A 14,997-nucleotide genomic window follows, 5' to 3' on the forward strand; every position below is an offset into this window, starting at 1 on the left:
GCCCACCGCGGGCGCGCGGCAGTCGACACCGGCCAGAAACCTCTCCGGCCGGTTGATACTGAACTGTCATATCCGAATGACCGGGTTCGGCGGATCTGCCCATAAGATGCAGTCGGGTCCGCTCCTTTCGATCGGCGGTCCGACGACTGCTGCCGCGGGTACGACCCGACCGAGACGGAACGCGCTGGAGGTGAACACGACATGCAGGGCTTGGTGCTGCAACTGACCCGCATCGGGTTCCTGTTGTTGCTCTGGTTGTTCGTCTTCGCCGTGATCCGCACCCTGCGCGCCGACATCGCGTCGGCCGGCGGTCTGCGTATGCCCCGGTACTCGGGCGGCTCGGAGAAACGACGCCGCGGTGGTGGCGTCCGCGGCGCGGCCCGCTACCTCGTGGTGACCCACGGTGCACTGGCGAACACACGGATCAGCCTCGGCCAGCAACCGGTCCTGCTCGGACGCGCGGACGACTCGACGCTCGTGCTCACCGACGACTACGCCTCCGAACGGCACGCGCGGCTCTCGCGACGCGGCGACGACTGGTACGTCGAAGACCTCGGCTCCACCAACGGCACCTACCTCGATCGTTCCAAGGTGACAACCGCGGTCAAGGTGCCGCTGAACACGCCGATCCGCATCGGCAAGACCGTGATCGAGTTGCGCCCGTGACACTTGTGTTGCGCTACATCGCGCGCAGCGACCGCGGTCTCGTTCGGTCCAACAACGAGGACTCCTTCTACGCGGGTCCGCGCCTGCTCGCACTCGCCGACGGCATGGGCGGCCACGCGGCCGGCGAAGTCGCCAGCCAACTGGTCATCCGCGCGCTGAGCACGCTCGACGACGACGAGCCCGGCGGCGACCTGCTCACCCAGCTCGACAGCGCCACCCGAGCCGGCAACGAGGCGATCGCCGCGCAGGTGCAGGAGTCACCCGAACTCGACGGCATGGGCACCACGCTCACCGCGATCCTCTTCGCCGGTAGCCGAATCGGGTTGTGCCACATCGGCGATTCTCGCGGCTACATGTATCGCGACGGTGCCCTGACCCAGATCACCCGCGACGACACGTTCGTCCAGACCCTCGTCGACGAAGGTCGGATCACCGCCGAACAGGCACACACCCACCCGCAGCGTTCGCTGATCATGCGCGCGCTGACCGGCACCGAGGTCGAACCGACCCTCACCGTGCGGGAGGCACGCGCGGGCGACCGGTACATGCTCTGCAGCGACGGGCTGTCCGACGTCGTGACCGAGGACACGCTCGCCGAGACCCTGGGCTCGATCGCCGACCCCAAGGAGTGCGCGGACCGCCTCATCGAGCTCGCACTGCGCGGCGGCGGCCCCGACAACGTGACCGTCGTCCTCGCCGACGTCGTCGACACCCAGTACGGCGACTCGCGACCGATCGTCGGCGGAGCGGCCGGTGGCAACGAGGAGATCTACACCCCCGATCCCGCCACCGCCGCTGGACGCGCCGCGGCACTACGCCCGCCGCCTGCCGAACCGCAGCGTCCGACGGTGCTGACCGAGGACGAGCCCCCCGCCAAGCCGAAGAGCAAGTACCGCCGCTGGATCGTCGCCGGAGTCGCGCTGGCCGTGATCGCCGCGCTCGTCGTCGGCATCTTCGTCGTCCGCGCCATCGTGCGCAGCAACTACTACGTGGCCGCCGACGACACCGGCGATGTGCTCATCTACCAGGGTTCACCGGAGAAGGTGTTCTTCCTGTCGATGAGCAACCCGGTCCAGCGCGTCTGCGTCGAAGATCTCGACCAGGCGGAACCGAGCTACACGTTCATCTCCTACGACGCCTCCTGCGAGTTCCCGCTCAACGTCGACGACCTGGTGTCGGGACCTGCCCAGTCGGTCAAGAACGTGATGATCCGGAACAAGAGCGAAGAACAGATCCAAGGCGTCGTCACCGACGAGCTCACCTTCCGCTGCGACAACGCACCCTCGTCGCCCTCCCCCGCGCCGACTCCCCCGGCACCGGCACCGTCGGAGTCGACGCCGAGCACCGATCCGTCCGCCCCGGCACCCCGCGCCACCGCGGCGCCGGCACCGGGCATCCCGCAGCAGGGCGCCACCGAATCGGTGGCACCGTCCACCGGCAACGCCGGGCCGGCCGACACGCCCGCACCTGACCAGGACGCCGTCACGAGCTGCCGGCAGCAGGTGAGATGACTCAAGCCGCGCCCGCCCCGCACGCCCCGCCACGCCAACCCGCCACGAGCACCGGCCGCAACGCCGAACTGCTGCTCCTGGGATTCGCCATCGGCCTGGTGACGGTGGCGCTGCTCATCGTCCAAGCCGCCCAGGGCCAGAACCTGACCTGGGACATCCTCAAGTACGTCGCCGCGTACACCGCACTGTTCGGGGTCGCCCATCTGGTGGTTCGCCGCTACGCACCCCACGCCGATCCGATCATGCTGCCCGTCGTGGCCGTCCTGAACGGTCTCGGCCTGGTCCTGATCCATCGTCTCGACCTCGGCACGGGCAACACCGGGGAGTCGGTGAACGCCACCGAGGCGACCCGCAACGCCGATCAGCAGTTGCTGTGGGCAGTGCTGGGCATCGTGGCGTTCTCCGCGGTGCTCATCCTGATCCGCGACCACCGGACACTCTCGCGGTACGCCTACACGCTCGGCCTCGGCGGACTGGTCTTCTTGATCATCCCGGCGATCCTGCCCAGCGCGTTCTCGGAGATCAACGGGTCGAAGAACTGGATCATCACGCCGTTCTTCTCGATCCAGCCCAGTGAGTTCTCCAAGATCCTGATCATCATCTTCGCGGCCGCGGTGCTGGTCTCCAAGCGTGATCTGTTCATCACCGCCGGTCCGCACGTGCTCGGTGTCGACCTCCCGCGCGCCCGTGACCTCGGTCCGCTGCTGGCTGCCTGGGCCATCGCCATCGCCGTCATGGTGGTCCAGAAAGACCTGGGTACGTCGCTGCTGATCTTCGCGACCATCCTGACGATGCTCTACGTGGCCACCTCGCGCGTCGAGTGGCTGGTGCTGGGCATCGGGCTCTTCGCGATCGGCGCGGTCTTCGCGTGGTCGATCTTCTCGCACCTGCAGACCCGGGTCTCGGTGTGGCTGAACCCCTTCGAGGACTTCGACGGCTCGGGCTACCAGATCGGGCAGAGCCTGTTCGGTCTGGCCACGGGCGGACTGTTCGGCACCGGACTCGGTTCGGGCCGGCCCAACATCGTGCCGTTCGCCAACACCGACTTCATCATCTCGACCATCGGCGAGGAACTCGGCCTGGCCGGCCTCACCGCGATCCTGCTGCTGTACATGATCTTCATCCACCGCGGGCTGCGGACCGGCATCGCCGTCCGCGACAGCTTCGGCAAACTCCTGGCGACCGGTCTGGCATTCACCATCGCGATGCAGATCTTCGTCGTCGTCGGCGGCGTCACCAAGTTGATCCCGCTGACGGGTCTCACGACGCCGTTCCTGTCCTACGGCGGATCGTCGCTGCTGGCCAACTACATCCTGGTCGCGTTGCTCATCCGGATCTCGAACGCCGCGCGGGAACCCGATCCCGGGAAGAAGCGTCCCGCGGCCAAGCCCGTCGAGGCACTGCCGACGCAGGTGGTGAAGCGCCGATGAACAAGCCCATCCGCAATGTGTCGATGGCGGTGATCGTGATGATCATCGCCCTGCTCGCCAACGCCACCTACGTGCAGGTGTTCAAGGCCGACGCCCTCAAGACCGACACCCGCAACAATCGGGTGCTGCTTGACGAGTACTCCCGGCAGCGCGGGCTGATCACGACCGCCGACGGCACGGTGATCGCACTGTCGGTGCCGATCGAGAGCCGGCTGAAGTTCCTTCGGCAGTACCCCCGGGAGGGCGCCGAGGCGTTCGCCCCGGTCACCGGTTTCTACTCGTTCCAGTACCTGGCCAGCCAGATCGAGCACTACGAGAACAGCATCCTCAACGGCTCCGACGACCGACTCTTCGGTCAGCGGTTCATGGACATGTTCTCCGGGCGCGACCCGCGCGGCGGCAACGTCGTCACGACGATCAACCCCAAGGTGCAGCAGGCCGCGTACCAGGCCATGCTCAACGGGCCGTGCGACGGTCCGTGCCGCGGGGCGGTCGTGGCGCTGCAGCCGAACACCGGCAAGATCCTGGCGATGGTCTCGACGCCGAGCTATGACCCCAATCGGCTCGCGAGCCACGACCAGGAGGTCCGCGAGAGCAGCTGGGAGGCGTGGAACCGGCCCGGCGACACCGCGCAGCCGATGCTCAATCGCGCGATCAGCCAGCTCTACCCGCCCGGCTCGACCTTCAAGGTCGTCACCTCGGCCGCGGCCCTGCGCGACAACATCACCCCGGGCATCCGCCTCACCGCAGCTCCGACCTTCCCGTTGCCGGGCACCGACGTCTCCCTCCCGAACTACGGCGGCGAGACCTGCCCCGGGTCGTCGGGCGGAACCGTGTCGCTCGAGACGGCGTTCAAGTACTCGTGCAACACCGCCTTCGCCGAACTGGTGACCGAGAAGATGTCCGACGCGATCCCCAAGTTCACCGAGACCGCGAGCCTGTTCGGCCTCGACCAGCCCGGCCCCGACATCCCGATGCCCGTCGTCGACTCGACGGTCGGGCAGATCCCGTCCCTCGACGTCCTCGCGCAGGCGTCCATCGGCCAGCGTGACGTCCGGCTCACCCCGCTACAGAACGCGATGATCGCCGCGACGGTGGCCAACGGAGGTGTGCGCATGCAGCCGTACCTGGTCGACAAGTTGCAGGCCGCGGACCTGCGGACCCTGCAGACCACACCGCCGACGACGGCCAACAAGCCGATCACGCCCGAGCAGGCCGCCGAGCTGACGTCGATGATGATCGAGTCGGAGCGGTCGACGGCCGGCGCGGGCGGCCCGGTGTCGATCGCGTCGAAGACCGGTACGGCGGAGAGCGGATCGAGCACGGACACCCCGTTCTCGTGGTACATCGCCTTCGGACCGTCGTCGAACGCACAGATCGCGGTGGCCGTCGTGGTGGAGAATGGACAATTCGGCGCGGACTCGGTCGGAGGGACCGTCGCGGCGCCGATCGGACGAGAAGTGATCAACTCACTGGTGGGAGGTGGCAGTCGATGAGCCTGCAGAACGGCACCACCATCGGCGACCGGTATCGACTCATCCGCCTGATCGCCACGGGCGGCATGGGCCAGGTGTGGGAGGCGCTCGACACGCGCCTGAATCGTCGCGTCGCGGTGAAGGTCCTCAAGGCCGAGTACACCAGCGATCCGGAGTTCATCGCGCGGTTCCGCGCGGAGGCCCAGACCACCGCGAAGCTGAACAACCCCGGGATCGCGAACGTCTTCGACTACGGCGAGACCCCGGATTACAACGGCGGCGACCCGCTCGCGTACCTGGTGATGGAACTCGTCGACGGTGAGCCCCTGAACTCGGTGATCTCCCGCCTCGGGCGGTTGTCGCTGACCAACACCCTCGACATGCTCGAGCAGACCGGCCGCGCCCTGCAGGCCGCGCACAGCCAGGGACTCGTCCACCGCGACGTCAAACCCGGCAACATCCTGATCACCCCCGTCGGCCAGGTGAAGATCACCGACTTCGGCATCGCCAAGGCCGTCGACTCCGCCCCGGTCACCAAGACCGGGATGGTCATGGGTACCGCGCAGTACATCTCCCCCGAGCAGGCCACCGGCGACGAGGCGACCGCGGCGTCGGACGTCTACTCGCTCGGCGTCGTCGGCTACGAGGCCCTCACCGGGCGTCGTCCGTTCCTCGGCGACGGTGCGATCACCGTCGCGATGAAGCACATCCGGGAGGCACCGCCACCCCTGCCGACGAACCTGCCGTCCGGGGTCCGCGAGCTCATCGAGATCACGATGGCCAAAGATCCGCGGCAGCGTTACGCCAACGGTGGCGAGTTCGCCGACGCGGTCGCCGCCGTGCGTGCCGGGCGTCGTCCGCCGCGACCGGGCGCGATCGCCGGTGCCGCGGCAGGCGCAGCGGGAGCCGCCGCGCTCGGCGCCGCAGTCGCTCGTGGGGCCACCGCGACGGGTGCGGCCTCGCGGCCGGTCACCCCTCGGCCGACGTCGCGGACCGCGGTGGCGCCACCGCCGCCGGACAACAGCTGGACCACCGGTCAGAAGGTCCTGGCCGGCATCGCGGCCGCCCTTCTCGTCGGTGCCATCGGGCTCATCGGGTTCTACCTGGTGAACAGCGGGAACGGGGACGCGGCGACACCGCCGCCGCCGTCGACGACGGTCGTCGAGACCACGACCGCGGTGGAACCGACCGAGGAGCCCGACGAGCCGACCACGACTCGACGCACGACCCGTACGACCACCAGCGAAGAGACGTCCAGCGAAGAAACGACGACGGAGACGACCACGCCGCGTCAGCAGACCGACACCTCCGAGCCGCCGCCGGACCCCGGCGCCGCCACCGGGACCCCGTGTTTCCCCGGCGTACCGTTCTCACCGCTGTGCTGATGGCTCACCGAGTGCGAGCCGTGGGTATGAGCCGATAGTTTCCGATTGACCCGTTCTGACCAGAGATCCTGAGGGGCGAACCACCGAGGCCGATGTCGACACCACACCACCTCTCCGACCGCTACGAACTCGGCGAAACGCTGGGTTTCGGTGGCATGTCCGAGGTGCACTACGCGCGCGACCTGTTGCTGCACCGCGACGTCGCGGTGAAGGTGCTGCGTGCCGACCTCGCCCGTGACCCGTCGTTCTATCTCCGGTTCCGCCGCGAGGCCCAGAACGCGGCGAAGCTAAATCACCCCACCATCGTGCAGGTCTTCGACACCGGCGAGGCCGAAACCGAGGACGGCCCGCTGCCGTTCATCGTCATGGAGTACGTCGACGGCGACACCCTGCGAGATGTGTTGCGCGCCAACGGCCCGATCTCGCCGCGGCAGGCGATGACGTGGATGGCCGATGTCGCCGCGGCGATGGACTTCTCGCACCGCAACGGGATCGTCCACCGGGACATGAAGCCGGCGAACGTGATGATCGACAAGTCCGGCGCCGTCAAGGTCATGGACTTCGGCATCGCCCGCGCGATGAGCGACTCGACGTCGACGATGACCCAGACGTCCGCGGTCATGGGTACGGCGCAGTACCTGTCGCCCGAACAGGCCCGTGGCATCAAGGTCGACCCGCGCAGCGACATCTACTCGATGGGGTGCGTGCTCTTCGAGCTGCTCACCGGCGAGCCGCCGTTCACCGGGGACTCGCCGGTGGCGGTGGCACACCAGCACGTGCACGAGGATCCCCCGTGGCCGTCGCACGTCCGGCCGGAGATCCCACGCGAACTCGATTCCGTCGTCCTGAAGGCGATGAGCAAGAACAAGGACAATAGGTATCAGTCGGCGGCCGACCTGCGTGCCGATCTGATCCGAGTGCTGGCCGGTGGCAAACCGTCGGCGCCGATGCTGCTCTCGGATGAGGAACGCACCGAGTTCATCGACACCGGGCCGCGCCGGCCCACCCGGACGGAGACGACCGGTCCGCGTCGGCCGATCACAGGCCGTGCATCGAACGGCAACGGAGGGAACCACCGCCGTGACGAGGACACCGAAGAGACACCCCGGCGCCGGTCACGTCTCCTCATGGCCGGTGCGCTGCTCGCCGTCGTGGTGCTCGTCGGAGGTCTCTTCCTGTGGTCGCCGTGGGGTTCGGGCTCGGCGGCGGAGGTGTCGGTGCCGGCGGTCTCGGGACTCAGCTCCGACGACGCGCAGGCCTCGCTGGAACGGGCCGGCTTCGAAGTCCGCGTGCTGGAGGAACCGAGCCTCGACGTCGGTGTCGGTCTCGCCACGCGGTCGACCCCGGGTGAGGGCGTGATGGCGGCCGAGGGATCCGAGGTCGCGCTCTATGTCTCGACGGGTCCTCAGCGTGTTCGATTGCCGTCGGATCTCGTGGGCAGGACGCCGGCTGAGGCGCTGGACCAGCTCAAGGTGCTCGGGTTCACCAACGTGCGAACCGACCGCGTGGATTCGACGACCGAGATGAAGGACAAGGTGGTCTCGACGGCACCGGCCGTCGGCGCCGAGGTCCCGGTCAACGGTGCGGTCGTCGTCAATGTGGGCAACGGCCCGCGCGAGGTCACGGTCCGCGATGTCGTCGGCATGTCCCAGAGCCAGGCACGGGCCGTGCTGGAAGAGCTCGGCATGATGGTCGTCGTGGTCGCGGCCGACTCCGAGCGGCCGGCGGGCGAGGTCATCAGCACCTCGCCGGGCCCCGGCTCGACCGCCGAGCAGGGCAGCACTGTGCAGATCAGCGTGTCGCGGGGCAACCTCTTCACCGTCCCGAATCTCCGGGGCAAGACACCCGCCGAGGCCCAGGCCGATCTCGAGCGGGCCGGCTGGGAGCGGTCGACGCTGACGCGGCAGACCCGCAACGTGCCGCTCGGCAGCCCCGACGACGGTCGCGTCGTCGGTCAGGAGCCGAATCCCGGGTCCCAGGCCCGCAAGAGCGGTTCGATCACGATCATCGTCGGCCAGGCGAGCCTGCTGCCCAACTGAGCTTCTCTGCTGGTTGAGCCGGCACCGAGCGGAGCCGCCGGACCGAGCAAGCGACGACGGAGCGCGCCGAGGTCTAGGAGCCGAGTCTCCGCTGGTTGAGCCGGCACCGAGCGGAGCGAGGAGCCGAGTCGAAACCACTTCGGTGACCTCGCCACCGAAGTCAGCCGACCGCGGTCGCCATCTCGGCTTCGAGGGCGGCCACGCGGGTCTCGTCGATCTCGATCCCACATGTCTTGAGCCAGTTGGCGAGCATCCGGTGACCGCCCTGGGTCAGGACGCTCTCCGGGTGGAACTGCACGCCGTGGATGGGCAGTTCACGGTGGGCCATCGCCATCACGATGCCCGACTCGGTGCGTCCGGTGACGACGAGTTCGTCGGGGATCGTCTCGGGCAGCACCGTCAGCGAGTGATAGCGCGTGGCGGTGAACGGATCCGGCAGTCCTTCGAGCACGCCGGCGTCGTCGTGGAAGACCAGTGAGGTCTTGCCGTGCAGGAGTTCGGGTGCGCGGTCGACGGTGCCGCCGAACGCCGCACCGATCGCCTGGTGTCCCAGGCACACACCCAGCAGCGGCAGTTCCCGTTCGGCGGCGACACGGACCATCGGCATCGTCGCGCCGGCCCGCTGCGGCGTGCCGGGACCGGGGCTGAGGAGGACGCCGTCGAATCCGGCAACGGCCTCGCGCAGATGGTCGGGATCGGCCGGGGAGAGTTGCGGGTCGTCGTTGCGCCACACGACGGCCTCGACGCCCAGCTGGCCCAAGTACTGAACCAGGTTGTAGACGAAGCTGTCGTAGTTGTCGACCACCAGAATGCGACTCACGCGAGAAAGGCTACCGCCGAAGCGGGTGGTCGGCGTCGGCGACCTGGTGAGATACCGTAGATCTCGAGTGTTTGCCAGTGGCGGGGACGAGCTCACCTTCTCCCGCCCGCGTACGACCGCCCCGACGGTGCCGCACAACGGAGGAAGTCATGCCGAAGTCAAAAGTCCGGAAGAAGACCGATTACACCATCAACCCGGCCAGCCGGACGCCGGTCAAGGTCAAGGCCGGCCCTTCGAGCACCATCTATGTAGGCGTCATGCTCGGCCTGATGGTGCTGGGTCTCGCCTGGCTCGTCGTCTACTACCTGGCCGCCACGCCCACCGCGTACGGCGGCGAGGGCCAGGTCCTGCATTGGATGGCCGAGCTCAACTCGTGGAACTTCCTGATCGGTTTCTCGCTGATGGTGGCGGGCCTGTTGATGACGATGCGTTGGCGGTAGACGCCGGCGGTCGTTCGCGTGTCGAATGCGCTGAGCTGCTGAAACACACGCGTGTAAGTTATCCACACTGTGGAAATCACATGTGTGTAAGTCATCCCCACTGTGAGTAACTCCTGTGGATAACCCCGAGGTCTCTTACACACATGCGTGGGCGACCCCCGTCGGCGCCGGTCTGGCCGGCTGCCTCGGCGGCGTCGCGTTGGTGGTGGCGGCGGTCGTCGCCGCTGCCGATCCGGCCGGCATGGTCCTGATGGGCGTCGCCGGGATTCTCCTTCTCGTGCTCGGCGCCTACACCCTGCTGGTGCGTCCCCGACTGGCCATCACATCGGGTCCGAACCCCGCTCTGGTCCTCGGGACCTTGCGAGGCCAACGGACGTACCCCCCAGAACGCATCGAACGGATTCGGACGCTGTCGATCCGTCGGGTCGGCCGGCGGGTCGGACAGTTGGAGATCGACGTTCTCGACGACGACGCAGCCGGCACGACCGCGCACGACCGCGGCGTCGGCCCTCGCGACGACACCCGACTCGTGGTCTTCAGCCGCTGGGACCTCGGGACCGACCTGCCGACCGTGGTCGACGCGCTGCGCGACGCCGGCTTCGTCGTCGACGAGGGGTAGGTCGCGCCGCAGCTCAGCGGATGTAGACGAGCCCGTCGTACGCGACGCCCGCGCCGATGCCCAGCCCCAGCGCCACGAGGAACAGTGCGGCGAGCGCGATCCAGCCGACGCGACTCGCGGCCTGGGGAGTCCGACGACCCGCGGGCAGCACGGCGTCGGGGAGGTACACGATCGCCGCGGTGGCGGCCGCTCCCAAGGCGAGCCCGCCGAGATGCCCGAGGACCGAGATGCCCGGCAGTGAGAACGACAGCACCACGTTGAAGCCGATGATGAGCAGAACCGGGACCGGGGACACGCGGGCCTTGAGGATGATCACGAGCATCGCGCCCATGAGTCCGTAGATGGCTCCGGAGGCTCCGGCGGTCAGGGCGCGGTCGTCCTCGAAGAGCATGACGGCAGCGCTGCCGCCGAGCAGTGCGATCAGGTAGACGGCCAGGTATCGGCCGATACCGAGGGCGAGTTCGAGATCGCGGCCGAGGATGTAGAGCGACAGCATGTTCACGGCCACGTGCATGACGCTGAAATGCAGGAAGCCCGCGGTGAGGAGTCGCCAGTACTCGCCGGTCGCGACGTCGCTCTTGAGGAGGTCGCCGGCGCCGAAGATCGCCGCCCCGCCGGGATCGCCCACTCCGGCCTGGAGTACACACAGGGCAAAGATCAGCAGGTTGACCGCGATCAGGGCGTAGGTGGCGTAGGGCTGCGTCGGGGCCGTGCGGGTGCGCGCCATCACGGGGACACCGCGGCGTGGGCCGCCGAGCGACGGCGACCGTTGCACGCCGTCGTTGCGGAGGCATTCGAGACAGTGCTGGCCGACCGATGCCGGACGCAGGCACTCGGGACACGCCGGCCGTCCGCACCGGCTGCAGGACAGGCCGGTGGGACGGTCGGGATGCCGGTAACACACCGCCCGCTGCGGGGCGGTGTGTTCCGGAGAGGTCAGTTGACCTCGATCTTCTCGATGACGACCTCGTCGAGCGGACGGTCGCTGCGGTCGGTCGACGTCGTGGCGATCGCGTCGACGACCTGCTGCGAAGCCGGATCGGTGACCTCACCGAAGATGGTGTGGCGACGGTTGAGGTGCGGGGTCGGGCCGACGGTGATGAAGAACTGCGAGCCGTTGGTACCCGGGCCGGCGTTGGCCATCGCGAGCAGGTACGGACGGTCGAACTGCAGCTCCGGGTGGAACTCGTCGCCGAACTGGTAGCCGGGGCCGCCCATGCCGGTTCCGGTCGGGTCGCCGCCCTGGATCATGAAGCCGGAGATGACGCGGTGGAAGACCGAGCCGTCGAAGAACGGGCCGGAGTTGCCGCCGGAGGCGTTGGGCTTGCTGTATTCCTTGCTGCCGTCGGCCAGCCCGACGAAGTTCTCGACCGTCTTGGGTGCGTGGTTCGGGAACAGGTCGACCTTGATGTCGCCGCGATTGGTGTGGATGACTGCGGAGCTTTTCGGTGTAGTCATCCCTCTATCCAACCACTCACCCGGATCCGCTGGTCGGGACATGGCCCCGAGGTGCGCAGATGCACCGGGCGGGGTGGCAGCGCCGCACACCGGCTGGCACTCTTGAGCCCATGTCCAAGAACTACCTCTTGACCGCGCTGGGTGTGGTCGCCGCGTCCGTCACCGCCGCCGTCGTTGTCGGCTCGCTGCGTCGCGCCCGACGCGTGGTGGCCCCGGTGTCCCCGACCGTCCCGCGGATCGAAGAGGTCCGCGAGGCCCTCGCCGAGAGCACCGAGACGCAGGCTTCGTGACCCGCCGCGGCCGACGCGACACCGGGCCGCTCGCCACGCACGGGTAATTTGGTCTCGTGACCTCAGACGACGAGCGCTCCCCGAACCCGCCGCCGGGGTCCGGCGGCGCAGACGACCGGACCCGCGAGTCCTGGTCGGCGCCCGAGAGCTCCGCACCGACGAGCAACCCTGCGCCGTGGGAACGGTCCCCCGCACGACCTGCGGGCTCGCCGCCCTCGTCGCAGGGAACCGACGCTCCCGACCGTTCCGACGGCCGGCCGGCGCCCCGCGGTGACTTCGCGCCGCCGCCGGGGGGTCGACCGCCCACCAGATCCGGGCCCCCGCCGGGCCGGCGACCGGCCCCGCCGCGCGGTGACTCGTTCGGGACGTCAGGTCCCTCCGGGGGACCGCACCCGTCCGGTGCGCCGGGTCCGCGGCCGAATGGCCCCGGGCCCATGCCGGCCGGGCCGGTGGCGGGCGCCAACCCCACCGTGCAGCGCCCAGGCGGCAATCCGTCCGGCCCGGGTCCGCGACCGCCGATGCCATCCGGTCCGCCCGGACGCCGACCCCCGCCCGGTCAACGTCCGGGCCCGGGAGGAGCGCCGTTCGCCAAAGGCACTCCGCCGCAAGGCAATAGGCCCACAGATGGCTCCCGTCCACCCTTCGCCGGACCCCGGCCGGGTGCAGCCCCGGGCGGACGACCGGACTCCTCCGGTCGGGATTCCGACCGGGACGATCACGCGACACAGGTGGTGGGTGCGGGCGGACTGGCAGTCGGTCTGTCCGGCGATCCGTCCCCTAATACCCGCGTCGTGGACGGTCCCGGCACGGCCGGCGCACCTGCCGCCGCCGACCGCCCGGACACCGGGACCTCGGGCCCTGCCTCCCCGGCGACCCCGGCCTATTCAGCAGTCGAACCCGCCAGAAGTTCGGAGGACAGCGTGGCTCCCCAGTCCGGTGCCGGTCCGCGCGTCAATCGGATGGCGTTGTGGGCCTTGGCGTTGTCGATCCTCGGGATCACTTTCATCGTGGGACTGGTCCTCGGATACCGTGCGCGCACCCAGATCCGGCAGCGTCGCGAGGTGGGCCTCCCGTTCGCCACCGCCGCCATCTGGGTCGGCTGGGCCTACCTCGGGGTCTTCGTCTTCGGACTGCTCGTCTACGGATGGATACTCTTCATCGCCTGAGGCCGGACTGACGAGCGGTGAGTCGCCCATCCGCTTCCTGAGGAGCGAGCTTCCGAGCACCTCACCCCGTCCCCTGAGGAGCGAGCTTCCGAGCACCTCACCCCGTCCCCTGAGGAGCGAGCGTGCAAGCACCTCACCCCGCCCCCTGAGGAGCGAGCGTGCGAGCACATCACCCCGCCCCCTGAGGAGCGAGCTTGCGAGCGTCTCGAAGGGTCCGCCGCGCCGGCATCACGAACACGGTCGCGAGGAGGGCACACACGAGAAGACCTGCCGTGAGGAGGTACGTGTCGGCGATCGCCGAGGCCAACTCGGGCGCAGCGTCGATGCGTTCGGCGGGACTCAACGACATCGCACCCGCCACTCCCCGACCGTCGACCGCCGGGCTGCGCGAATTCATCAGGGCCGCAATGGTGGCCGTAATCGCGGCCGACGCCAGCGCGACGGCGAACTGGTTCGAGGTCGTGAGGATGGTCGTGCCGCCGGGGGTGTCTGCGCCCTCGAGGTCGCGGGTGGCGGCCGTCATGGTGGGCAGCATCGTCGCGCCGACTCCGATCCCCATGAGAGCGAGGATCGCGACGACGACCGGGTAGGGCAGCGACTCGTCGAGCAGCGTGGCCATCAGGATCATCGCCGTCGTCGACAGCACGATGCCGCAGATCGCAACCCGTCGCGGGTCCACGAAATCGGCGACCCGCGTGGCGATCTGGAGAGTGATGCCGCTCAGGAGCGCGGGGAGGACGAACAGCATGCCGGCGGTCGTGGCCGAATCGGACCGGACCGACTGGACGTAGATGGGCAGGATCGTCATCGATCCGAAGTACGCCCCGGCGAAGAAGATCATCACCACGACGCCACCGCGCAGACGCGCGTGCGCCAGCAACCGGAGATCCAGGACGGGCGTGCGGCTGCGCAGCGATCGTCGGACGAAGTAGCCCAGCAGGACCAGGCCGATACCGACCGGGACAAGTATCGATGCCGCGAGCAGCGACCCGGTGTCCCCGGCGCGGGCCAGGCCGAGAACCAGGAACGCCCCGCCCGGTGACAGCGCCGCCACGGCTCGCAGGTCGATTCGCGGCATGCCGCGCGTGGCGGTTCGGGGGAAGAACCGCCACGCCAGGACCGCCGCGATCAGGCCGAGGGGTACGTTCACCGCGAAGACGACACGCCAGCTGCCGTGGTCGACGAGTACGCCGCCCAGCACCGGACCGAGCACGGGACCGACGAGGGTGGGTAGTCCCAGGATGGCCATCATCCGACCGCGCAGCGCCTCCGGCACGGTCTGCAGCGCAATGGCCATGCCGACGGGTTGCAGCATCCCACCACCGAGCCCCTGGAGTGCACGAAAGACGATGAGACTGCCGATGTTCCAGGACAGGGCGGTGAGGAGCGAACCGAGAACGAAGACCAGGAGGGCGGCGCAGTAGACCCGTCGGCCGCCGAAGCGGTTGCTGGCGTAGGCCGACAGCGGCATGACCGCGACAAGGGCCAGTGCATACGCGGTGGTCACCCACTGCACGCTGGACAGCGGCGCGTCGAATTCGGTGGTCAGTTGCGGCAGCGCGACGGTCACGACCGTCACGTCGAGCATCGCCATGAGGGTCGGGACGACGAGGATGAGGCCGATACGCCGGCTCGCCGGGTCGAGTGTGGTCACGACGACGAGCACACAACCTCAAGTTCAGTTGAAGTCAAGGGCGG

General features: G+C 68.9%; 14 protein-coding genes. 10 read left to right on the forward strand and 4 right to left on the reverse strand.

Going from position 1 to position 14,997, the window contains the following annotated elements; genetic code table 11:
• The first annotated feature begins 201 nt into the window (after window positions 1-201).
• From FFS52_RS05690 to pknB, 6 genes are all read left to right on the forward strand, one after another.
• Entirely contained in the window at window positions 202-666 is a 465-nt protein-coding gene (locus FFS52_RS05690) for an FHA domain-containing protein (protein ID WP_058253019.1), read from the forward strand.
• The gene (locus FFS52_RS05695; protein WP_137809117.1) at window positions 663-2,177 is read left to right on the forward strand and encodes a PP2C family serine/threonine-protein phosphatase; all 1,515 of its coding nucleotides are present in this window, start codon (window positions 663-665) and stop codon (window positions 2,175-2,177) included. The genes FFS52_RS05690 and FFS52_RS05695 overlap by 4 nt, the downstream gene beginning before the upstream one ends.
• Window positions 2,174-3,607 carry an FtsW/RodA/SpoVE family cell cycle protein gene (locus tag FFS52_RS05700; RefSeq protein WP_065630650.1) on the forward strand — a complete coding sequence of 478 codons (1,434 nt, stop codon included), beginning with the start codon at window positions 2,174-2,176 and terminating at the stop codon, window positions 3,605-3,607. The genes FFS52_RS05695 and FFS52_RS05700 overlap by 4 nt, the downstream gene beginning before the upstream one ends.
• Window positions 3,604-5,103, forward strand: coding sequence for a penicillin-binding protein 2 (locus tag FFS52_RS05705; RefSeq protein ID WP_137809118.1), 1,500 nt, complete (start codon window positions 3,604-3,606; stop codon window positions 5,101-5,103). Before FFS52_RS05700 ends, FFS52_RS05705 begins: the two co-directional genes overlap by 4 nt.
• Window positions 5,100-6,467: a protein kinase gene (locus tag FFS52_RS05710; RefSeq protein ID WP_137809119.1), complete on the forward strand. Its 1,368-nt coding sequence runs from the start codon at window positions 5,100-5,102 to the stop codon at window positions 6,465-6,467. The genes FFS52_RS05705 and FFS52_RS05710 overlap by 4 nt, the downstream gene beginning before the upstream one ends.
• A gap of 92 nt (window positions 6,468-6,559) precedes the next feature.
• Window positions 6,560-8,506 (forward strand): Stk1 family PASTA domain-containing Ser/Thr kinase, encoded by a 1,947-nt coding sequence (gene pknB / locus FFS52_RS05715; RefSeq protein WP_137809120.1) that lies wholly within the window; start codon window positions 6,560-6,562, stop codon window positions 8,504-8,506.
• A gap of 160 nt (window positions 8,507-8,666) precedes the next feature.
• Here the strand turns inward: pknB and FFS52_RS05720 are convergent, their stop codons facing one another.
• Window positions 8,667-9,326 carry an aminodeoxychorismate/anthranilate synthase component II gene (locus FFS52_RS05720; RefSeq protein WP_078114064.1) on the reverse strand — a complete coding sequence of 220 codons (660 nt, stop codon included), beginning with the start codon at window positions 9,324-9,326 and terminating at the stop codon, window positions 8,667-8,669.
• A gap of 149 nt (window positions 9,327-9,475) precedes the next feature.
• Here FFS52_RS05720 and crgA point away from each other — a divergent pair, with 149 nt between their 5' ends.
• Window positions 9,476-9,766 carry a cell division protein CrgA gene (crgA, locus tag FFS52_RS05725; RefSeq protein WP_010843022.1) on the forward strand — a complete coding sequence of 97 codons (291 nt, stop codon included), beginning with the start codon at window positions 9,476-9,478 and terminating at the stop codon, window positions 9,764-9,766.
• A 115-nt stretch (window positions 9,767-9,881) separates the two neighbouring features.
• The gene (locus tag FFS52_RS05730; protein WP_137809121.1) at window positions 9,882-10,385 is read left to right on the forward strand and encodes a PH domain-containing protein; all 504 of its coding nucleotides are present in this window, start codon (window positions 9,882-9,884) and stop codon (window positions 10,383-10,385) included.
• Between the two features lie 13 nt (window positions 10,386-10,398).
• Here FFS52_RS05730 and FFS52_RS05735 read toward each other — a convergent pair whose 3' ends face one another.
• Window positions 10,399-11,112 carry a rhomboid family intramembrane serine protease gene (locus FFS52_RS05735; protein ID WP_137809122.1) on the reverse strand — a complete coding sequence of 238 codons (714 nt, stop codon included), beginning with the start codon at window positions 11,110-11,112 and terminating at the stop codon, window positions 10,399-10,401.
• 209 nt (window positions 11,113-11,321) lie between these two features.
• Window positions 11,322-11,843 (reverse strand): peptidylprolyl isomerase, encoded by a 522-nt coding sequence (locus FFS52_RS05740; RefSeq protein ID WP_058253011.1) that lies wholly within the window; start codon window positions 11,841-11,843, stop codon window positions 11,322-11,324.
• Window positions 11,844-11,953: 110 nt separating this feature from the next.
• Here FFS52_RS05740 and FFS52_RS23635 point away from each other — a divergent pair, with 110 nt between their 5' ends.
• Together FFS52_RS23635 and FFS52_RS05750 are read left to right on the forward strand one after the other, a co-directional pair.
• Window positions 11,954-12,133, forward strand: a complete 180-nt coding sequence (locus FFS52_RS23635; RefSeq protein ID WP_171011560.1) for a hypothetical protein — start codon at window positions 11,954-11,956, stop codon at window positions 12,131-12,133.
• Between the two features lie 920 nt (window positions 12,134-13,053).
• Window positions 13,054-13,299, forward strand: a complete 246-nt coding sequence (locus FFS52_RS05750; protein WP_137809197.1) for a DUF4190 domain-containing protein — start codon at window positions 13,054-13,056, stop codon at window positions 13,297-13,299.
• A gap of 169 nt (window positions 13,300-13,468) precedes the next feature.
• Here FFS52_RS05750 and FFS52_RS05755 read toward each other — a convergent pair whose 3' ends face one another.
• Window positions 13,469-14,953, reverse strand: a complete 1,485-nt coding sequence (locus tag FFS52_RS05755) for a DHA2 family efflux MFS transporter permease subunit (RefSeq protein WP_137809123.1) — start codon at window positions 14,951-14,953, stop codon at window positions 13,469-13,471.
• Window positions 14,954-14,997 lie beyond the last annotated feature (44 nt).

Origin of the sequence: Gordonia sp. ALPHA1B1 (assembly GCF_005502615.1) — a bacterium.
Lineage (GTDB): Bacteria > Actinomycetota > Actinomycetes > Mycobacteriales > Mycobacteriaceae > Gordonia > Gordonia hongkongensis.